The organism is Staphylococcus agnetis, from assembly GCF_011466855.1.
In the GTDB taxonomy this organism is placed as follows: Bacteria; Bacillota; Bacilli; order Staphylococcales; family Staphylococcaceae; genus Staphylococcus; species Staphylococcus agnetis.
The window spans coordinates 2,228,430-2,251,056 of record NZ_CP045927.1; the positions used below are offsets into that span (position 1 = coordinate 2,228,430).

A 22,627-nucleotide genomic window follows, 5' to 3' on the forward strand; every position below is an offset into this window, starting at 1 on the left:
CTCTTTAATTTGGAAAATGTACGACAAGTTTTCCTTCTTTATCAAAAGTTGTTACACTTTGACAAAGGTTTTGAATAATATGTTTTTTAATATCTGTACTCATCGCTTCAAAGGATTCTAATGCTACTCTATGATATTCAAAAATCGCGTTACGTTGCCCGTTTTGACGGTTTTGAACACTACTCTTCAATTGTTGTAAATGATCCACTTGTTGAATCCAATTGCTATCTATTGCTTTTAAAATAGCTTTTTGTACGAAGCGAGTATAAAAATAATCATCATTTAAAGCATTTTTTTGTGCACGAAGCGTCAGTTCAAAACGTTCCACTAAAAAGGCAACAACTGCTTGTTCTTGATGCAACGCAAGTCCCGTTAAATCTTCTGCAAATTGAAAACTGATGTTTTTATAAATATAATCAGTAATGCTTTTTTTAGAATGTAATTGACGTTGACGATACGCTTGTTGAAACACATCTTTTGCTACTTTTGATAAATCTAGCGCCCCCATATCCCATAATTCAAGGACACGGTCACGCTCTTTATAAATGAGTTCACGTTGAATCACACCGTGTTCCTCTGATACACGTTGTGCTCGTGCTACAATCTTTTGAACACGTTTTTGAAATAGGCGACTTTTTTCTAACGTAGCGCCATCCACTTGGTTCAGCTTCTCATTGTTGACCATATTCCCTTTACCCCAGCGTTCAACGAGGTAGTCTTCTAAGGAAATATAAATTTGTGACGTACCAGGATCACCTTGACGTCCCGAACGACCACGTAATTGACGGTCTACACGACTATTTTCCATATGTTCACTAATGATTACGGCAAGGCCACCAAGTTCTTTGACACCTTCTTCTAATTTTATGTCTGTTCCGCGCCCAGCCATACTTGTCGCAACTGTCACGGCACCGAGTTGACCTGCTTCGGAAATCATTTGTGCTTCTTTCGCTACGTTTTGAGCAATTAATAAGTTATTTGGAATATTTAATTCGAAGAGCGCCATAGAAAAATATTCCGCTACTTCTGCAGTTCGCGTGATCAGTAGCACAGGACGCTTTTTTTGATGTAGCGTTTGAATGCGCGCTAATATTGCCGCATTTTTATCGTCCGCATTTTTGAAAACACGATCTTCATAGTCTATACGTTCAATTGGTTTATCTGTAGGAATTTGAACAACGATTTTCGAATATAAATCGAAAAATTCTTTTTCGCCTAACTTACTCGTCGCTGACATGCCAGAAAATGCATCAAATTGACGAAATAAGTTTTGAAATGTAATGGTTGCCATTACACTCATGTCACGTGATAATTCCACATTTTCCTTTGACTCAATTGCTTGATGAAGGCCTGCTTGTAACTTTGTCCCTGGCAACATCCGTCCCGTAATACGATCTATGAGTACCACTTCACCATCATAAACAAAATAATCTAAGTTAGATTCAAACAAGTGACGCGCACGTAACGCTAAATTAATATTTCGCACGAGATCAAAATAAGGTTGATCAAAAATATTTGTCACACCAAAGTATGCATTCGCTGCTGAAATCCCTGCATTCGTTAACCATATTTCTTTTTTAGTTTTTTTCATTTCAAAGTGTTCATCTTCACGTAACGTCTCTACAAACGCTTTAACAATATGAAATAAATTAGATTGCACACGTGGTGCCCCTGAAATCACGAGTGGTGTTTGTGCGGAATCTAATATAATTGAATCAGCTTCATCAATAATGCCAAAGTTTAAGTCGGGCAAGAATTTTCCTTCTTTACTATCAGCTAAGTTGTCAATTAAATAATCAAACCCGAGCCGTCCATTGGTTGTATAAATAATGTCATGACTATAAATACGTTGTTTTTCACCCGGGGCATACTCATAATCAGGAATGTCCACAAAACCTAACGCAATCGTAAGACCTAACCATTCAAATAATGGTTTCATTTCTTCATAATCACGACGCGCTAAGTAATCATTTGTCGTAATGAGATAAGCCCCTTTACCAGTTAACGCATTTAAATATAACGGCAATGTTGCGGTAAGCGTTTTTCCTTCACCGGTCTGCATTTCCGCAATATTACCTTCATGAAGCACAATACCGCCAAGCACTTGAACATCTTTAGGAAACATGCCCAATACACGTTGACTTGCCTCACGTAACACCGCGTATGCTTCAGGTAATAACTCCGTTAAAGATACACCTTCGTCAATGGCCTGTTTGAATTCTTGTGTTTTTGCTTGTAATGCCGCATCAGGCAATTTTGAAAACGTCTCGCGATACTGATTAACCTTTTTTAATATTTTATGAAGGCGTCTAAGTCGCATATTGTTAATGAGTTGTGAAATTTTAGTATCCATTTTGACGCCCTCCATTAAATACATCTAAATCGATATGGTTTAAGTACCGACTCGGGTTCAGCATCTCTTGCACAATAACTGTATGCGCATGTAAATCATGTTCCTCGTGTGTATAACATATTATAGGTGCCGCTTGGTCTCGTTCAACATCACCCACAGTATTCAAATGATGTGTGACAAAAGCAGTCCCATTTAACATTGTGGCCATGCGATAGGCGATGGCGCTTGATTGTTCATGATATCCAATAAAGTGTAACGTCCCTTTATTTTTAAGGTGCATCAATTTGTCGCGCAAAGTTTCAATATCATAGTGTTGCCAATGTTCAACTTTGATGACATTTTCAAATTCACGTATCGCATCGGATGATAAAGGCTGTGTTTCCGCAAATAGAATATTCAATACAGGCAACGATGGATTTTCATTGATGATGTCCGATATGCGAAGCACTTTTGAATCCGTATTCTCATCCTGATGTTGGATTTTAATACTTCGAAAACATACTGACGTCGCAGCAGCATTAATCATTTGAAGTTCATATGAAAAAGCTTCATTTGGATAGGTCATAGCTACCTCGCGTTGTTGAATGATACGCGTATCGAAAATGGTACCGTTACGACGTTTAAAAATGATTTTAAAATAAATACCCGTACTTGGCTCCACATCATAATCAAAAGAAAAATGATAGGTTGCACCTCTTTCTAAAATCGGTAATGTCGGTATTGTTTTTTCTTCAGCGTAGTTCGTCATCATTTTCCACTCGTGAATGACAATTCCAGATGGCATCAGACGATTTTTGAATATTGTCTCATGATGGTTGAAATGAAGACGTGAGCCATACATAAATGTATTAGGAATGATTTGCGTCCACCGAATGGTGTAATTATGATTTTGCACGTGACGTCACTCTCCCAAATCGACTTTCCAAAATAATATTGTAAAAATTAACGAACCAACTTGTAATTGTAGGCGAATCATCATTATGTCTACCTGGCACGCCACGACTCATGACACGCGCATGTTGTCTTGTCATTACTGGCAACAACATCTCAAACGCATGCATGTCGTAATCATCTTGTTCCATATACGCAATCGCAAACGTTGTTTTAGAAAAATCTGCGTTTTCAATTTTATCCCAAAATTTATGGTTAAGATGGTCAATATCAGATGGTTCTAATCCACCTTCGTTCTTTAAAAGGACATCTAGCGCTGTCCCGAAATCTTCTGGACGCTGTAACGGCATATTATGTGCTACAGTTCCGACATTGATTAACGGTTTCCCTACGACGATCCCTGCAGGATTTAATTGCGCGCCGTAATACAAAGCACCAAAAGAACCCATTGATAATCCCGATAATATTAATTCATTTTGCTTAAACCCAAGATGGTCAAGCCCTTCTTGTATCACATTTTTAATCGCCTGCTCATACGTATCCGATCCTAGATAAAATGCGCCCCCTTCAATACGTGGGTCTCCAATTAAGATGAAAGGCGCTTTAAATCGATTCATCATAAAATAACCTTCAAACCCTTCTGCCGGACGGTATCCACTAAAATATACATTGAGTGGCGGTTTCATATCTCCAGGGTTAAAGTAGTAAATAAATTCATCATGATTGTTATCCGTAAAACGTTTACCGCCTAATATAAATTGCCCCATGTCTAATCGCGACCATCGTTTATGAACAGCCCCCATATGAAACGTACCTTGACCTTTAGCGCGGGCACTTATAATGATATACGCATCATGTGTACGCCTTGGGATTTCTAGAGGTACATGTAATTCATGATGTTGGCGAACGAATTCCTCAACGACAGTATCTGACGTCCCTTTCGTAATCAAGCGGAATTTAAATTCTACTTCTACATTTCCTGTCACAGTAAATTCTGGCCAGATTTGAATGACTTTACCTTCGTCATAAAACAAATGTTTCTGCCAAGATAAAATAGGTGTCATATCATTGCCGAAATCACCTGAAAGTGCCAAAGCCTTATTCCCTAAGTAAAGTGCCTCTCCTTTAAACGCCGGATTCACGACACAATATTTTGGAGAAACTTTATCCCCATATTGCCCTGGAAATGTTACAGATTTTAAGATTTCATATAAATCATTCGGCGAATCATAATTAAGTGGACGTATCATGCGATGTTGAACTAAAACATGATGCTCAAAATTATCATTCCAATACTGTTGATCTACATAAGTCGAATACGGTTGACTGACCATTTCGAGCGTTTCCATTAAACCTTCCGAAAAAGGTGTTTGAACAAAAATAAAATCAAACTTTCCGTGAACCTCTATTGTTGTCTTCACGGCATGTATATAATCACTAAAATTTTCAAAAACATCAGGGTTCAAGTAATCCCAATCTGTATATTTACTATCTGTGAAATGTGGACCGTAATCGTTCCCACCAATTTGTAAAACTCTGAACTTACGCGCCACTATACTCACCTTCAATCAATTGGTCTAATTGTTCTATAATTTTTTCAGATGCATAGGTTTTAGAAAGTTTTTGCGCATACGCATATGAATAATTCCAATGTTTTAGATGCGCCAAAAAGTAATCTAATGCGCCAATCAATGATTCGTCCGTAGTAATGACAAGGCCATTCGCACCATGTTGTACATAATCGGTTTGCCTTTGATTGATTTGAGGAAGTCCTGCACCTAAACAACATATTTGTAAAAATAAATCCGGTTCCTCTGATAAATCGACCATGATACGCAGTGTAGAAATAGCTTCTACAATATCAATTTCAAAAGGAACGATTTTGAGTTCAACATAATCAATGGTTTCATCCTCTTTCATCAATTCAGCAATCTCCTCTGAAACATCTGACTTACCATTAAATTGGTCATTAATGACATTGATTTCATTCAATAGCCATTGCGAAATGTGATGACGCTCCATTTTTGACATTAATACGATACGCATCGATTCGTGATCTTTCATATATTGAACGCATTGCGACATCAATGCCTTTAATTTGGCTTCACTTAACCCGTCAATCCATAATCCGATATATGTCTCATGTAATTGACTACTAATATTGGACATCGTCTGTGCATCAAAAGGCGTAATGCGCATTAGACGATTCGACAAGCGTTGCTTTGTTTTATATGCGTTCAGTTTTTGCTCATTTTCAAGCGTATCTACAAGCCAATTTTGTCCTATTGTCATAGAAGCTAATGCCTTTTCATTTAGATCTTGATTACGCTGCTTAAAAACGGAATAACATAAACGATGGTGATTAAAACTTTGTGCGATGAGGGTATTATGTCGGACATCCGAGGCAACAAAAATAATATCGTCTTGCTCAGTAGACGTTGCGCAATAATCATGTAGATATTCTTGAATCACTGTAACCATTGATGAATATTGATGATATTTAAAACGATGATAGTATTTCTTATGAACATCAACCGTGCCATTTTTAACATTTTCCTCTAAGATCCAGTCACCATCGCACGTCATATATCGGATGAAATCCTGTTTACCTTCGCAATCGTAATAAATCATGCTAGATAAATTACCACGATCATCAAACACATAACGCCGACACAATACTTTGTCTTCATAATCTTCAATCCAAATCAAATACCCATCTTGACTAAAATATATATTTGAATAGCAATGTTCATTCATGATTGCCTGAATAAGATAAGGTGTGTAAATAAATTCCGTACCGGTTGGCCATTTGAGTTCACGATAATCTACAGATTGCGGTGTTTGATGATTAAAACCTTGAATCTCATCAAATACAGACCAATAAGACGCTTCGAATAAATCATGGCGATGTAAAAATGTACGTAGACCCGGATTATAATTTAAAACAATGATTTCAAATTGAACGTTATTTTTATAATGCATCGACATTAAACTAATCATATCGTCAAATTCTGTAATCGCACGTTTACGATAAAAAGGGTGTGCCTGACTCTCCCACCATTGATTTTGGCTATACCAAGCCGGTATAAAACGTTTCATAAAACTCTCCTTACCAATATTTAGTCAAAAATTGTTGATATTTATCAAAATACAAATATGTTCGAATGGTTTCAGCAATATTGATACTGATGTACACAAGAATTATTAATTGAATCGCAAAGTAAATTTGTTGTGAAAGTTGAGGGACAAATAACGTGCAATACAATGGAATGCCTATAATAATGCCAACAATGATAGAACCCATCCAACATACAATACGTGCTTTATGATCGAGGAAAACATCTGTATCCACTCCAGGATATACACCTTCAAAGTAGTTACCATTTTTAAGAAAATCTTTTGCCTTTTGTTTCGTATTAATGAGTAACCGTGACAATAAATACCCTAGAATAATTTGCATGAAGATGTAAATCGTAATGCCTTCCACATTATCAAAACTTAAAAAACGCACATCTGAGGATTTTCCTGTAACCAAAGCAACAATAAGATTAATGAGACTGTTTAAAAGAATGAATACCGATAAGCTAATCATGATGGAAATACTCCCAGCTGGATTAAGTTTCCAAGCAAGGTAAGACTTAGTACCTGTATGCGTAACATGCATAATATCTTGATACGCTAAACGATATTCAACCAATTCAATCAAAAGTAAAATAATTAAAGCAATAACGATTAATGTGACAATAGTAATTAAAATGACATGATGAACATGAAGTTCAGGCAGCCTTTGATTAAAAATAGAACGTACGATACTTAAAAGTACAATTGGCATAGGCCCCGCAATACCGTACCTAACATTTTGATCCGCTAACCAAACAAGCATCATCGCACCTGTCACAATCACTAGTAATAAAAGCAATAAATTAACGTCTTTGATATGATCTTTAATCACAGACTGATGAATCACAAAATACCCTTGAATCACACATAAAGCTAACGTTAACAATTTTTCTTGATAATGCTTTTCTTTACGCGTTTGGCGCATAGATTTCTCTATATTGCGATAACGTAATAACATTAGAAAGATCATGGCTGTTAACCAAGGTCCGAGACCAAGAGAAAAGATATGGAGTGTATGAATGTCCCCACCCATATTTGAGACAGCCAACCTATAAAATGAACCTTGTTGAGCATTGATATGGTCTTGACTGACTAAGGAAACATGACTTCCAAATATGTATATCAATAAAATGAACAATGTATATATAATACGTTTATGTAAAATCTTATATTCGTATTGACCTAAAATACGAAAAAACAAATTATTCTTCACATTAACCCTCTTTTATAACATGTTGCCAAAGAGGCTAGAAGCACTTGTCTTTGGCAATGAATCATGTCCATTGAACTTGTGCCTAGCCTCTTTAACCCATGTTGTTTACTTATTATTTATTAGATTTTCTTGCTTTCTTTTGATCTTTTTTTGATCTTTTGAGAAAGCCTAATCCTGCAAGCATTGCAGCAACTGCTCCAATTAATCCACCATTTTGAGTTGCTTGACCTGTATCAGGTAAAGCATCTGTCTTAGTCACTTTGTTGTCGGTAGAAGTCACTTTATTAACATCATTGTTGATAGCAGTACTATCTAATTGTGGCGTTTGAGATTCTGATGTTGTGAGTGACATACTTGTCGACTCAGAAGTTACTAATGAATCACTCATAGAGTTTGAAAGACTTGTTGATGCTGAAGTACTTACACTTGTTGAGATTGATTCTGAAGTACTTAGTGATGTACTTACTGATTCAGACTCACTTACTGACGTTGATGTGCTTTCTGACTCTGACTCGCTTACTGATGTCGATGTACTTGCTGATTCAGACTCACTTACTGAAGTCGATGTGCTTACTGATTCAGACTCACTCACTGAAGTCGATGTGCTCGCTGATTCTGATTCAGACACTGAAGTAGATGTACTTTCTGATTCTGACTCGCTTACTGATGTCGATGTGCTTGTTGACTCTGATTCACTGATTGATGTTGAAGTACTTGCTGATTCAGACTCGCTTACTGATGTTGACGTACTTACTGATTCTGATTCGCTCACTGATGTTGATGTGCTCGCTGACTCTGACTCACTCAACGAAGTTGATGTGCTTGTTGACTCTGACTCACTCAATGATGTTGATGAGCTTACTGATTCAGATTCGCTCACTGATGTCGATGTACTTACTGACTCTGACTCGCTTACTGAAGTCGATGTACTTGCTGATTCAGACTCACTCACTGAAGTCGATGTGCTTGTTGACTCTGACTCGCTCACTGATGTCGATGTGCTCACTGACTCTGACTCGCTTACTGATGTCGATGTACTTACTGACTCTGACTCGCTTACTGAAGTCGATGTACTTGCTGATTCAGACTCACTCACTGAAGTCGATGTGCTTGTTGACTCTGACTCGCTCACTGATGTTGAAGTACTTGTTGATTCTGATTCACTTACCGAAGTTGAAGCACTTTCTGATTCTGATACAGACGTGCTCGTTGACTCAGATGCACTCACTGATGTTGATGTGCTTTCTGACTCTGATACTGACGCACTTACTGACTCAGATTCACTTACTGATGTTGATGTGCTCTCTGATTCTGATACTGAAGTGCTTGATGACTCAGATGCACTCACTGATGTTGATGTGCTTTCTGATTCAGATTCGCTCACTGATGTTGAAGCACTTTCTGACTCTGATACAGACGTGCTTGTTGACTCTGACGCGCTCAATGACGTTGATGTACTTTCTGACTCAGACATTGAAGTACTTGTCGATTCAGAAGCACTCACTGATGTTGATGTACTTTCTGATTCTGATACTGACGTACTTGTTGACTCAGATTCACTTACTGAAGTTGAAGCACTTTCTGACTCTGATACTGACGTACTTGTTGATTCTGAAATTGAAGTACTTGTTGATTCAGATGCACTCAATGATGTTGATGTGCTCTCAGACTCAGACACTGATGTACTTGTTGACTCAGATTCACTTACTGACGTTGACGTACTTTCTGATGTCGATGTACTCACTGACTCTGATTCACTAATCGAAGTTGAAGTGCTTTCTGATTCTGAAATTGAAGTACTTGTTGATTCTGATTCACTTACTGATGTTGACGTACTTTCTGATACTGATGTGCTTGTTGATTCTGATTCGCTTACAGAAGTTGATGTACTTTCTGATTCTGATACTGACGTGCTCGTTGACTCAGATGCACTCACTGATGTTGATGTGCTTTCTGATTCAGATTCGCTCACTGATGTCGATGTGCTTTCTGACTCTGATACTGACGTACTTGTTGATTCTGATACTGACGCACTTACTGACTCAGATTCACTTACTGACGTTGATGTGCTTTCTGATTCTGAAATTGAAGTACTTGTCGATTCTGATTCACTTACTGATGTCGACGTGCTTGTTGATTCAGACTCGCTCAACGAAGTTGAAGTACTTACTGATTCTGATTCAGACACTGATGTTGATGTGCTCACTGACTCGCTCACTGATGTCGATGTGCTCACTGACTCTGACTCGCTCACTGATGTTGAAGTACTTGTTGATTCTGATTCACTTACCGAAGTTGAAGCACTTTCTGATTCTGATACAGACGTGCTCGTTGACTCAGATGCACTCACTGATGTTGATGTGCTTTCTGACTCTGATACTGACGCACTTACTGACTCAGATTCACTTACTGATGTTGATGTGCTCTCAGACTCAGACACTGATGTACTTGTTGACTCAGATTCACTTACTGATGTTGATGTACTTTCTGATACTGATGTGCTTGTTGATTCTGATTCGCTTACAGAAGTTGATGTACTTTCTGATTCTGATACTGACGTACTTGTTGACTCAGACTCACTTACTGATGTTGACGTACTTTCTGATACTGATGTGCTTGTTGATTCAGACTCGCTCAACGAAGTTGAAGTACTTACTGATTCTGATTCGCTCACTGATGTTGATGTGCTTTCTGATTCTGATTCAGACACAGATGTTGAAGTACTTGTTGACTCTGATTCACTCACTGATGTCGATGTACTTACTGATTCTGACTCAGACACTGAAGTCGATGTGCTTGCTGATTCAGACTCGCTCACTGATGTCGATGTGCTTACTGACTCTGACTCACTCACTGAAGTCGATGTGCTCGCTGATTCTGATTCAGACACTGAAGTCGACGTACTTACTGATTCTGATTCGCTCACTGATGTCGACGTGCTTGTTGATTCAGACTCGCTTACTGATGTCGACGTGCTTTCTGACTCTGATACTGACGCACTTACTGACTCAGATTCACTTACTGATGTTGATGTGCTCTCAGACTCAGACACTGATGTACTTGTTGACTCAGATTCACTTACTGATGTTGACGTGCTTTCTGATACAGATGTACTTGTTGATTCTGATGCACTTACTGATGTTGATGTGCTTTCTGACTCAGATTCGCTCACTGACGTTGAAGTACTTTCTGATACTGATACTGACGTGCTCGTTGATTCAGATTCACTTACAGAAGTTGACGTGCTTTCTGATTCTGAAATTGACGTACTTGTCGATTCAGATTCACTTACAGAAGTCGACGTACTTTCTGACTCTGATACTGATGTACTTGTAGATTCAGATTCACTTACAGATGTTGATGTGCTTTCTGACTCAGAGATCGATGTGCTTGTTGATTCTGACGCACTTACTGAAGTTGATGCGCTTTCTGATTCTGAAATTGACGTACTTGTTGATTCTGATTCGCTTACTGAAGTTGATGCGCTTTCTGATTCTGATACAGATGTACTTGTCGACTCAGATTCGCTTACTGAAGTCGACGTACTTTCTGACTCAGAGATCGATGTGCTTGTTGATTCTGACGCACTTACTGATGTTGACGTACTTTCTGATTCTGATACTGATGTACTTGTTGACTCAGATGCACTTACTGACGTTGATGTACTTTCAGACACTGATGTGCTTGTTGATTCAGACTCGCTCAACGATGTTGACGTGCTCTCTGATTCTGATACAGAAGTACTTGTTGATTCTGACGCACTCAATGATGTCGATGTGCTTTCTGATTCTGATACTGACGTACTTGTTGACTCTGATTCACTTACAGATGTCGATGTACTTTCTGACTCTGATACAGACGTGCTCGTTGACTCAGACTCACTCACTGACGTTGACGTGCTTTCTGATTCTGATACTGACGTACTTGTTGATTCAGACTCGCTCAACGATGTTGACGTGCTCTCTGACTCTGACACTGACGTACTTGTTGATTCAGATTCACTTACTGATGTTGATGTACTCTCTGATTCTGATACTGACGTGCTTGTTGATTCTGATTCACTCAACGATGTTGATGTGCTTTCTGATTCTGAAACTGATGTACTTGTTGATTCTGACTCGCTCAACGATGTTGACGTGCTCTCTGATTCAGAGATTGATGTACTTGTTGATTCTGACTCGCTCAACGATGTTGACGTGCTCTCTGATTCAGAGATTGATGTACTTGTTGATTCAGATTCACTTACTGATGTTGACGTGCTCTCTGATTCTGATACAGAAATACTTGTTGATTCTGACGCACTCACTGATGTCGATGTGCTTTCTGATTCTGATACTGACGTACTTGTTGACTCAGATTCACTTACAGAAGTTGACGTGCTCGCTGATTCAGACACTGACGTGCTTGTTGATTCAGATGCACTCAATGATGTCGATGTGCTTTCTGATTCTGATACTGACGTACTTGTTGACTCAGATGCACTTACTGACGTTGATGTACTTTCAGACACTGATGTGCTTGTTGATTCAGACTCGCTCACCGATGTTGATGTACTTACTGATTCAGACTCGCTTACTGATGTTGATGTACTTTCTGATTCAGACACTGACGTACTTGTTGATTCTGATTCGCTTACAGAAGTTGAAGCACTTTCTGATTCTGAAATTGACGTACTTGTTGATTCAGATTCGCTCACTGATGTTGATGTGCTCTCTGACTCTGATACTGACGTACTTGTTGACTCAGATGCACTCAATGATGTCGACATACTTTCTGATTCTGATACTGACGTACTCACTGATTCAGATTCATTAACTGATGTTGATGTACTTTCTGACTCGGATAATGATGTACTTGTTGACTCTGATTCACTTACTGATGTTGAAGCACTTTCAGACTCGGATAATGACGTGCTTTCTGATTCTGATACTGACGTACTTGTTGATTCAGACTCGCTCAACGATGTTGACGTGCTCTCTGACTCTGACACTGACGTACTTGTTGATTCTGATTCGCTCACTGATGTTGACGTGCTTTCTGATTCAGAGATCGATGTACTTGTTGATTCTGATTCACTTACTGATGTCGACGTACTTTCTGATTCAGAGATCGATGTACTTGTTGATTCTGATTCACTTACTGATGTCGACGTACTTTCTGATTCAGAGATTGACGTACTTGTTGACTCTGATTCACTTACTGATGTTGATGTGCTTTCCGATTCTGACACTGATGTACTTGTTGACTCTGATTCACTTACTGATGTTGATGTGCTTTCTGACTCGGATACTGATATGCTCGTTGATTCTGATGCGCTCACTGATGTGCTTGTTGATTCAGATTCACTTACCGATGTTGAAATACTTTCTGATTCAGATACTGACGTACTTGTCGATTCTGACGCACTTACTGATGTCGATGTGCTTTCTGACTCTGATACTGACGTACTTGTCGATTCAGATGCACTTACTGACGTTGATGTACTTTCTGACTCTGACACTGACGTACTTGTCGATTCTGATTCACTTACCGATGTTGATGTGCTTTCTGATTCTGACACTGACGTACTTGTTGATTCAGATTCACTTACCGATGTTGAAATACTTTCTGATTCAGATACTGACGTACTTGTCGATTCTGACGCACTTACTGATGACGATGTGCTTTCTGATGCTGATACTGACGTGCTTATTGACTCAGACTCACTCACTGACGTTGACGTGCTTTCTGATTGTGATACTGACGTACTTGTTGACTCAGACTCACTCACTGATGTTGACGTGCTTTCTGATTGTGATACTGACGTACTTGTCGATTCTGATTCACTTAACGAAGTTGATGTACTTTCAGACACTGATGTGCTTGTTGATGCTGATGCGCTTACTGATGTTGATGTGCTCACCGATTGTGATACTGATGTACTTGTTGACTCACTTAACGATTGGCTCGTTGATGCACTTTGGGATGCGCTAACCGATGCACTTGTTGACTCACTTAATGATTGACTTGTTGATGTACTTTGGGATGCGCTAACTGATGCACTTGTTGACTCACTTAACGATTGGCTCGTTGATGTGCTTTGGGATGCACTTATTGATTGACTCGTTGATGCGCTTTGAGATGCGCTAATCGATGCACTTTGGGATGCACTTATTGATTGACTCGTTGATGCGCTTTGAGATGCGCTAATCGATGCACTTTGGGATGCACTTATTGATTGACTCGTTGATGCACTTTGGGATGCACTTGTAGAATTACTAATCGATGTACTTGTTACCGGATCTGTACCTGTAACTGTCGTATTAAAGTAGTTAGGTTGTGTCGATCCTGTTTGACTCGCATATGGCTTAAATGTCCATGTTAAGTCACCTGATGGATTTGTAATTGGTACAGTAAATGTTGACATTAAAGCGTCACCATCTTTACCGTAGAAACCATTCATTGTTGGTTGGCCTTGCCACCAGTACTCATTACCAATAGATTGGATTGGTGTAGTTACTGCATTAACGGCACTTTCACGAGTAGTTGTATAACCCGGTTCAGTAAGCGTTGTTGTGACAGACGAAGGTTGACCATAACCATTACCTAAAACGAGCATTGAATGTAAACTATCATTAGTCGATTTAATATTAGATGAAAGTGGTAAATTTGTTGGCGCTTCAATAGTAGCTGTGTTTGGATTGTCATATGAAACATAGTATGTAAATTTCATATTTGATCCATCACTTGTTACAATCAACTTATAATAAATAGGTCGGTTGTATACTCTATCAGTTCCTGTACCTGTATATGTTTGTGTTACTGGAGCTGTTGCAGCTACTGTCGCAAAAGAAGTCGTCGCTGCTCTTAAACTTACTGAGCGTAATGAAGTATTTGTATTCGTACTTGTACTATTTAAAGTAGATAAAGAAGTAGAAGCTGCATTTTCAGACGTTGATGTTTGACTAGTCGTTGATTGACTTGTTGACGTCGCTTCTTGAGATGTTACTTCACGCTTACTATCACTTTTTAAAGTACTTTCTGAAGCTACACTTTCACTCGTAGTAGACTTGTCGTTTGTGCTCGTACTTTCTTTTGTAGATGTGCTCTGACTATCTGCAGATGTACTTTGACTGTTTTCTGATGTGTTACTTTCACTTGCTGTTGACGTCGCCGTTTCGCTAGTTGTTGATGTTGCGCTTTGACTATCAGTCGACGATTGCGATTGTTCGATGACAACAGAAGTTTGATCACCAACAGTTTGACTTTGTGTAGTCAATTCTGATGTGACAGGTGCTTCAGAAGCAGCGAAAGCATTTTGATCATGCAACATATTAACGGTAAACATACCACCTGTTAAGGCAGTTGTTTTCAGAGCATTTCGTTTAATAAATCCACCGATAGTTTGAGGACCTTCTACATCCTTTTCAACTTTTTCAGTTAAAAATGGTAAACCCATTAAACGAAGTAATTGAATTTCCTTAATTCCTGCTTTAACCCAGTTTTTACCAGATTTGTACAATTTCACTCTTGCTTTTTCTTGACCAAAACTTCTTTTGAATTCCTTAAATTTCCTTGTCATTGCAAAACTCCCGTTAAATTATTCGGGAAAAACTTTTAACCTTCTATATCTTTCCGAAAAATTCTCCCATTACTTCAAAACATTGAATATACCTTAATATAATAAACCTCTTACTTCTATTGTGCAAGTCTGAATTTAATTATATATGTTTATCTGTAGAGTTTTATTTTCAGATAAAATCAGAATAAGTTTAGAAACTTAATTTTCAACCACTTAAAATTAAACACTTTTATTTTCTACACACTTTAAATGTGACATAAAAAGCTACAATAACAATGGTTCCAAGGTTTTCCGTTAACATTCAAGTCCTTCTTATTTGATTTACTTTCTAGAAATGCAAAATCGCTTTTCTTAATTTATTTATTTTTCCATGTTCAGTAACTAATATTAAAAATTATGTTGTTTGTGACTTTGCCCAATCTATGCCTTTTACTTATTAATGTGTCTATAAATAGAGGGATTTGATAAACCCATAAGAGTGAATGCCATATACGTTCATTTCATACGAAACCACCAAAAGTTTTTTATTATAATAATTTATATTTTTAAAGTTTGACCTAGAAAAGAAGTTAAAATTTGATTCGTATAAAAAATGAAATTATGCTTATATACAAATTTTAGTTAACATAGCAGTGTGCCAGTTGACTGAGATTTGTCATATCATTTCAACCTGCTATGTCGCTATTGCCATTTGTGCAATTCCAGATACGCTCTCAAAAATCACCCTACTTTTTGGTTTGAAAACTCCCTATTTTGTTTAAAATAAGTATTTTTTATGAATTCGTTTCATTTAATTACAAAATCCTTTCACCTAAGGTTGAATAAATTTAGAAAAACGCTTACAATTTGCATATCAATGTCATCTGGTCATCAGATGTCCATTATAAAAATATAAATTATGGGAATTTGAGGTGGAAACCATGTTAATGCTCGTTGCATTAAGTGCAGTTATTGTTCCATTTATTTGTTTAGTTCTATTACGAATGTCAGCATTAGTTGGGATGACCATTAGTGCGGTTGTAGTAACTATTCTAGGAATGGTTGCATGGGGCATAGAAGGTGGCGTTATTGCTGCATCATTTTTACAGGGGATACATAAAACTTTAACTATAATATTAATTCTTTTTGGGGCACTCACTTTATTAAATACATTACGAGAAACGTCTGCAGTTGAGCGAATTAATGCAGGCTTTCAAAATGTATCGGGAGATATGCGTGTCCAAGTCATCATCGTAGCGTTTTTATTCGGCTCATTAATCGAAGGGGCTTCTGGATTCGGAACGCCAGCTATGGTGACAGCACCTTTAATGGTTGCATTAGGCTTTAAACCATTAACAAGTGTTGCAACAGCACTCATCGCTGATAGTGTTGCTGTATCTTTCGGGGCTGTAGGTACACCTGTTATTGTAGGTTTAAGTACTTTAAAAGATGCAGATGCTACACTCTTTTCAGAAACAGCCATTCGCATCACAATGTTAGATTTATTAAGTGGTATTTTAATTCCAATGATTATTGTTGTAACTATGATTGTCTTCTTTGGAAAAGAGAACAAACTTAAATCCATTTTAGAAATTTTACCTTGGACATTCTTAATAGGTGCAACATATGTGATTTCTGCATTAGTTTATGCATTATTAACAGGTCCTGAGTTTGTATCTATTTTAGGTTCTTTAACAACAATTATTGTTGCGGTATTTACTGCTAAAAAAGGTTGGTTGATTCCTAAAAACGAATGGAAAGATGTCTTATCTGAAGTATATGAATCAAAACCACAGGGCGCGCACTCTATGAGTTTACTTTCAGCATGGTCGCCATACTTAATTGTGGTTGCGTTATTGTTACTAACACGTGTTGTGAAACCTGTTAAAGATTTTACAACTTCTGTGTTCAACTTATCGTGGAACAATATTTTAGGATACGAATCTATTTCATCAAGTTGGGAAGTATTATACTCACCAGGCACAATTTTAGTCGTTGCTGCATTATTTGCAGTCATTATTCAAAGAAAGTCGATTAAAAACTTTACAAAAGCGTGTACGGATTCGATTAAAACCATTCGTATCACTGGTATTACATTAATCGCAACACTTGCAATGGTTCATGTGTTCAGTAACTCTGGCATTAACACGAAAGACTTAATCAGTATGCCTGAGTACATTGCGAACGGTATGGCTGCGACATTTGGTCAAATGTGGTTGTTCGTTGCACCATTCTTAGGCGCTTTAGGCTCATTTATTACAGGTAGTGCCACTGTATCAACACTCACATTCGCACCGGTTCAAGCTAATATTGCAGCTGCAATTGAAGGTAATACTACAACTGTATTAGCTGCTCAAATCATCGGAGCTGCTGCCGGTAACATGATTTGTGTACACAATGTTGTTGCAGTTTGTGCAGTAGTAAATATGGCTGGTAAAGAAGGTAGCGTTATCCGTAAAACTTTAGGACCTGCACTTCTGTACTGTTTACTTGCAGGTATCAGCGCATATATCTTTACAGTTTTCTTTTTATAATATGAAAAGCTCATGCATCGCAGCATGAGCTTTTTTTAATATATGACGCATTTGGGTTGTTGTTGACAAAAATATGTAAACGCGTCGATATGAAATTGTTGATTTACAAAAAGCACGCGTCCTCCTTCTCGTGATCCTTTTAATTTCAAGTCATATAAACGATGATATCCTTGATGATTTGCAAAATAACCCGTTGTATAATTCAAATCATCAGAGACACAAAGTTCTCCTACGACCCCCTCATTCGATTGGAAAATCGTCGCAATCGCGAGTGCATCTTTGATACGTTCATTGTGTATTTTATCTTCTCTTTGCTGTTTAAAACAAAAATGTGTTGCACGACAACCGCGTTCACCAAACTCATCTATACGTTCACCAGAATATGCATCTAAAATAATGGCACCTCGATAACATGTGTCATTTCTAATATAACGCCAAGCTACTTCAATGGCGCGTTGTGAAATATGTGAGGATGCTGCGAGTTGTGATAATTTTAATTGTGAATGATCAATGATAGGTAAGGCTTTGATTTGAACGGTAGGTAAGTTTACTTTTTCAATTTTAAGATTTAAAAAATCAGGTTCCCCATTTTCATGTTGAAATCCTTTTTGAAAGTATGTCGCAATCATCCGTTCAATATCACTTGCTTCACATATCGTTTCTGCACCACTAATGTGACCTTCATTTTGGGAAGCACGCATTTTAATACTATACAACGCCAACACCCCTATCATGCAACACCGACATTAGCTTATGGATATCAAACTTCTCGTGACACGAAGACAATGACATTCTCAACGTGGGTTGTGCAACAGTTGGATATCGAAAAAAGCTCACCCAAATGCCCGCTTCCATTAATTCATGATATATTGCATTCGCATTATGAACATCATCTATAGCAAATGTTTGAATAGCCGTTGATGTACCCTGATTATCATGAGCATATGCGTTAAAATACGCAATGTTATCATGCAATAAACGTCGAGCGTCATCTGCTTGTAGCAATGCATCAAATTGACTTTCAATCAAATGTAAATGCATGGTCGGCATACAGTTTGAATAAATGAAAGGTCGCGCAGTATTCACAATCATTTCTTTAACAATCGATGAACATAATATTAGACCACCATGTGCACCTAAACCTTTAGATAAGCTCGTCGATACAATATCGATGTCTTGGTAGTGGATGTCATAACCTAAACCAAATCCATGAGAATCATCTATGATAAGCATTGTATTCCCGATGGCTTCCTTGAGTTGTCTTAAACGATTTAAATTTGCGGTATGACCATTTGTTGAAAAAACAGAATCCGTAACAATCACTTTATAATGTTGCGGATATTGTTTCATTTCATGTTCTAGAACATCATAATTTAAATGTGGAAAAATCACTTTTTGAACTTGAGACAACCGAATGCCATCAATAATGCTCGCATGATTCAAAGCATCTGAAAATACAACCACGTTTTCTTGTTTAAAGATTTGAAATATCGCTAAATTCGCATCGTAACCACTCGTCATTAGTAATGCTTCATCAAATTGATAGTAATCACGAATACGCGCTTCTAAATCAGCGTAGTATTTGGAATGACCACTGACGAGTCTGGAACTCGCAAGATGCGCCCCAAACTGGTCAAGACGTTCCTGTAATTGCATCACATTAATGTGACGTTGCCCTAAACCTAAGTAATCATTTGAGGTGAAGTTAACCCAAGTCTTCCCATCCCTAGAAATCCTTTGTTTATGCGCCGTTGCGACTTCCCTCAATTGACGATATTGTCCTTGTGATTGCAAATCATTTAAATAAGATTCAAATATCATGATTAGGACCCCAAAACATCCGTTAAAACTTGTTTAAAAATGAATGTCATTTTTTTAATTTCACGCTTAGACATGCTCAATACAGGCACGAACGTAATCACGTTTTCTAAATTACGAATCATCAATCCTCGATTTTTACATTCTGCAATGATGTGTTCAACAGTCGGTATAGGCAGTGGCGCGTGCTTTTCACAATCTGACACCAATTCAACACCGTACATTAACCCTCTACCACGTATATGTCCTACATGTGGATGCCCTTCTAATTGACGCAAATGTTGATCGAGTACTTTTGATGTTTTTTGAATGTGTGGTATTAATTTACGTTCTTTCATCAATTGAATATTTTCCAAAGCCAATGCACATACAACTTGATTTCCTGTATACGTATGACCATGGAAAAATGTTTTTAAACCATGTTGATCACTTAAAAACGCATCATAAATACGTTGAGACGTTAGTGTAGCCGCAAGTGGCATATAACCACCTGTAATCGCTTTTCCTAAACACATGATATCGGGTTCAACATCTTCGTGATGACACGCGAACCATTCACCCGTACGTCCAAACCCTGTCGCAACTTCATCTACAATAAGTAAGACATTGTATTGACGGCACAATTGTTCAACCCCTTTTAGAAACCCTTGAGGATGCACAAATAACCCTGTCGCGCCTTGGATTAATGGTTCCATTACAACACCTACAATTTCATCACCACGTGTTTGTAATAAATGTTCAATTTGATCGAGTAGCGCCTCTCGCAGTTCTTGTTCTGATTCGTATTGACTGTGATAAAACGAAGGACAACCCACTTGAATATTTTCAAAAATCAAATCATGGAATATATGATGGAAGGTATCGATACCACCAACGCTCACAGCGCCAATAGTGTCACCATGATATCCATTTTTGAACGTAATAAATTTATTCTTCTTTTTGTACTTCACAGGATCAATATTTTTCCAATATTGATAAGCCATTTTAATCGCAATTTCTACAGCTGCACTACCTGTATCTGAATAAAACACTTTACGTAATGACGTAGGTGTAATATCCACTAATTTTTCAGCCAATAAAATGGAAGGTATGTTAGACGAACCAAGTAAAGTTGAATGTGCGATAGACGATAATTGTTTTTCAACCGCCTTATTTAAACGCTTCTCACCATGTCCATGTACATTGACCCACAAAGATGCATAACCATCTAGATAACGACGCCCTTTCGTATCATAAAGATAACTGCCTTTTCCTTTTTTAATAATGATGGGATCATGTTGACGATAGACGCCCATTTGAGTAAATGGATGCCACACAAATTCTAAATTTTTATCTACAAGCGTTTGATGTTTCATTTAAAATCGCCTCCCTAAAAATTTTCAAAATATGACCTGGGAAATCTTCAGCACAACCTTGTTCAGGAAAGGTCAATATCCTCTTATTCAAATATTTTTGAAGTGTTTCTAAGTTATCTCGCTCAATGATAGTATCCGTATAACGATTCATTACAATGAGATTCGGTGGACATTGATGTTGTTCAAGGTACGCTTGATGCACAATCGTTTCACTTATTGCCCCAAGTTGCGCTGGTACAACACTTAAAACGGCGTCAACTGTCTCACGAATTAAATCCGTTGTCATAAAATATGACCCTTTTCCAATGTGAATCGGCACTGCAATGCCGCCCGCACCTTCAATTAAAATGACGTCATAATGTGCTTCTAAAGCTGACAATTTAGCCGTGACGTTTGATAAATCAAACTGCTGTTCAGGCTCTTGTTTAAATGCTAAATGTGGTGAAACAGGCGCATGAAATTTATAAAGTCCTGTGGTCTGATAATCTAAACCACATTCTGTTTTATAAGCTTCTAAATCAGGATAAACACCTTCTGCAATTTCTTCTGTTTGAAAGGGTTTAAAAATCACGGTGGAAATACCTAATTGTGTTAAACGTTGCCATAATCTGGTAATCACATACGTTTTACCTATGTCTGTATTCGTACCAGTTACAAATATTTTCATCATTATCACCTATATGTATAAAATACGTACACCTAAACATCTTAAATCGTAATACCTCAATTGTAAACCTATTTAAATTATAAGTTTACAATTAGCGTATACACTTGTGATAAACGATTTCTAACCAGTGAGTATTAAAAAACGACCGTTTAGTCACTTTTTAATTTTTTTAATTCAAAATATGGTTTAATCAAAGTGAAAGGAGCACAAACGATGAAATTGAACCTTATCATTAATGACAAATTCCAAGTACCCAAAATAACAATCGAAGCCCCTAAATTGAACGACAAAATCAAAACGGTTGTGCAGTGTATTGAAGACCTTGATCATGTTGAACAACTCACTGGCTATCATGATGACACCATATCTTTTATTCAAGTCAAAAATATTTTGAGTATCAAAACTGAAAACAAGGCCGTCGTGGCGATTACTCCTGATGGGCAATATGTCCTTAAATCCAGACTCTATGCGCTTGAAAACACACTTCCTTCACAATTTATACGTATTTCTAAATCAGAAATTATTAATATCAACCAACTCAAAAAACTAGCGATCGAACCAAATGGGTTAATTAGAATGTGTCTTCATCATGACTATACAACATACTCATCTCGACGTTATTTAAAAACGATAAAGGAGCGATTAACATTATGAAAAGAATTAAACATAGCTTTGCAATGGGCGTCATATACGGCTTAGGTATTTCGATCTTTTTTAGCCTTATCAGTGGCACCGGCCACTATTATCCATTATCCCCCGAGTCAACGATGGGACATTGGTATTTGTCACACGTTAATGAAGCTTTCACAATGCTCATTTCTGTAGTCATTTGGGGTAGTATTGGTATTTTATTCGATCAAGTGAATCGGATTTTTGAAGAAACGGATTGGAGCATTACACGTATGACGGTCATACATTTTGTAGTGAGTTATGTTGGTTTTGTGCCTTTAGCGATATTAGCTGGGTGGTTCCCACTCCAATTAGGGGCATTTTTCACGTTTACATTTATATTCGTTTTAATTTATATCGTTATTTGGGTGTATCACTATAAACAAAGTCAAAAAATAGTAGATGAGATTAATCAAAGTATTACTCATCAAGCGGACTAACTATTTCATTTCACTTCTCTATCTTTT

The 22,627-nt window shown here is 37.6% G+C and carries 14 protein-coding genes and 1 pseudogene; 4 read left to right on the forward strand and 11 right to left on the reverse strand.

Annotation, left to right across the window (positions count from 1 at the left end):
- Positions 1-4: 4 nt before the first annotated feature.
- From secA2 to GJE18_RS12375, 6 genes are all read right to left on the reverse strand, one after another.
- Positions 5-2,353: an accessory Sec system translocase SecA2 gene (gene secA2, locus GJE18_RS11225; RefSeq protein WP_165886158.1), complete on the reverse strand. Its 2,349-nt coding sequence runs from the start codon at positions 2,351-2,353 to the stop codon at positions 5-7.
- On the reverse strand, positions 2,343-3,248 hold the full coding sequence (gene asp3 / locus GJE18_RS11230) for an accessory Sec system protein Asp3 (protein WP_107368404.1): 906 nt from the start codon (positions 3,246-3,248) through the stop codon (positions 2,343-2,345). The genes secA2 and asp3 overlap by 11 nt, the downstream gene beginning before the upstream one ends.
- Entirely contained in the window at positions 3,235-4,797 is a 1,563-nt protein-coding gene (gene asp2 / locus GJE18_RS11235; RefSeq protein ID WP_060552001.1) for an accessory Sec system protein Asp2, read from the reverse strand. The genes asp3 and asp2 overlap by 14 nt, the downstream gene beginning before the upstream one ends.
- Entirely contained in the window at positions 4,787-6,343 is a 1,557-nt protein-coding gene (gene asp1, locus GJE18_RS11240) for an accessory Sec system protein Asp1 (RefSeq protein ID WP_107376450.1), read from the reverse strand. The genes asp2 and asp1 overlap by 11 nt, the downstream gene beginning before the upstream one ends.
- A gap of 10 nt (positions 6,344-6,353) precedes the next feature.
- On the reverse strand, positions 6,354-7,577 hold the full coding sequence (gene secY2 / locus GJE18_RS11245; RefSeq protein WP_107368406.1) for an accessory Sec system protein translocase subunit SecY2: 1,224 nt from the start codon (positions 7,575-7,577) through the stop codon (positions 6,354-6,356).
- A 112-nt stretch (positions 7,578-7,689) separates the two neighbouring features.
- On the reverse strand, positions 7,690-14,289 hold the full coding sequence (locus GJE18_RS12375; protein ID WP_476749606.1) for an LPXTG cell wall anchor domain-containing protein: 6,600 nt from the start codon (positions 14,287-14,289) through the stop codon (positions 7,690-7,692).
- A 46-nt stretch (positions 14,290-14,335) separates the two neighbouring features.
- Here GJE18_RS12375 and GJE18_RS12290 point away from each other — a divergent pair, with 46 nt between their 5' ends.
- Entirely contained in the window at positions 14,336-14,521 is a 186-nt protein-coding gene (locus GJE18_RS12290; RefSeq protein ID WP_198649098.1) for a hypothetical protein, read from the forward strand.
- A gap of 482 nt (positions 14,522-15,003) precedes the next feature.
- On the opposite strand, the pseudogene GJE18_RS12295 reads toward GJE18_RS12290, so the two are convergent.
- Positions 15,004-15,138 (reverse strand): annotated as a pseudogene (locus GJE18_RS12295) (KxYKxGKxW signal peptide domain-containing protein); the annotation flags it as partial.
- Between the two features lie 920 nt (positions 15,139-16,058).
- Here GJE18_RS12295 and GJE18_RS11255 point away from each other — a divergent pair.
- A complete protein-coding gene (locus tag GJE18_RS11255; RefSeq protein ID WP_107368963.1) occupies positions 16,059-17,651 on the forward strand; it encodes an L-lactate permease in 1,593 nt (530 codons plus the stop codon).
- Positions 17,652-17,686: 35 nt separating this feature from the next.
- Here GJE18_RS11255 and GJE18_RS11260 read toward each other — a convergent pair whose 3' ends face one another.
- Genes GJE18_RS11260 through bioD form a run of 4 tightly spaced genes read right to left on the reverse strand, consistent with a single transcriptional unit; the run spans position 17,687 to position 21,491 of the window.
- Positions 17,687-18,367 carry a 6-carboxyhexanoate--CoA ligase gene (locus tag GJE18_RS11260; protein ID WP_107368964.1) on the reverse strand — a complete coding sequence of 227 codons (681 nt, stop codon included), beginning with the start codon at positions 18,365-18,367 and terminating at the stop codon, positions 17,687-17,689.
- On the reverse strand, positions 18,360-19,472 hold the full coding sequence (locus GJE18_RS11265; RefSeq protein ID WP_107368965.1) for an aminotransferase class I/II-fold pyridoxal phosphate-dependent enzyme: 1,113 nt from the start codon (positions 19,470-19,472) through the stop codon (positions 18,360-18,362). Before GJE18_RS11265 ends, GJE18_RS11260 begins: the two co-directional genes overlap by 8 nt.
- Before the next feature lie 2 nt (positions 19,473-19,474).
- Positions 19,475-20,824 (reverse strand): adenosylmethionine--8-amino-7-oxononanoate transaminase, encoded by a 1,350-nt coding sequence (gene bioA, locus GJE18_RS11270; RefSeq protein WP_107368966.1) that lies wholly within the window; start codon positions 20,822-20,824, stop codon positions 19,475-19,477.
- Complete coding sequence (bioD, locus tag GJE18_RS11275; protein ID WP_107368967.1) at positions 20,799-21,491, reverse strand: dethiobiotin synthase; 693 nt, start codon at positions 21,489-21,491, stop codon at positions 20,799-20,801. The genes bioA and bioD overlap by 26 nt, the downstream gene beginning before the upstream one ends.
- Before the next feature lie 213 nt (positions 21,492-21,704).
- Between bioD and GJE18_RS11280 the strand changes: the two genes are divergently transcribed.
- Complete coding sequence (locus tag GJE18_RS11280; RefSeq protein WP_060552026.1) at positions 21,705-22,145, forward strand: LytTR family DNA-binding domain-containing protein; 441 nt, start codon at positions 21,705-21,707, stop codon at positions 22,143-22,145.
- Complete coding sequence (locus tag GJE18_RS11285) at positions 22,142-22,600, forward strand: DUF3021 domain-containing protein (RefSeq protein WP_107368968.1); 459 nt, start codon at positions 22,142-22,144, stop codon at positions 22,598-22,600. The genes GJE18_RS11280 and GJE18_RS11285 overlap by 4 nt, the downstream gene beginning before the upstream one ends.
- Positions 22,601-22,627 lie beyond the last annotated feature (27 nt).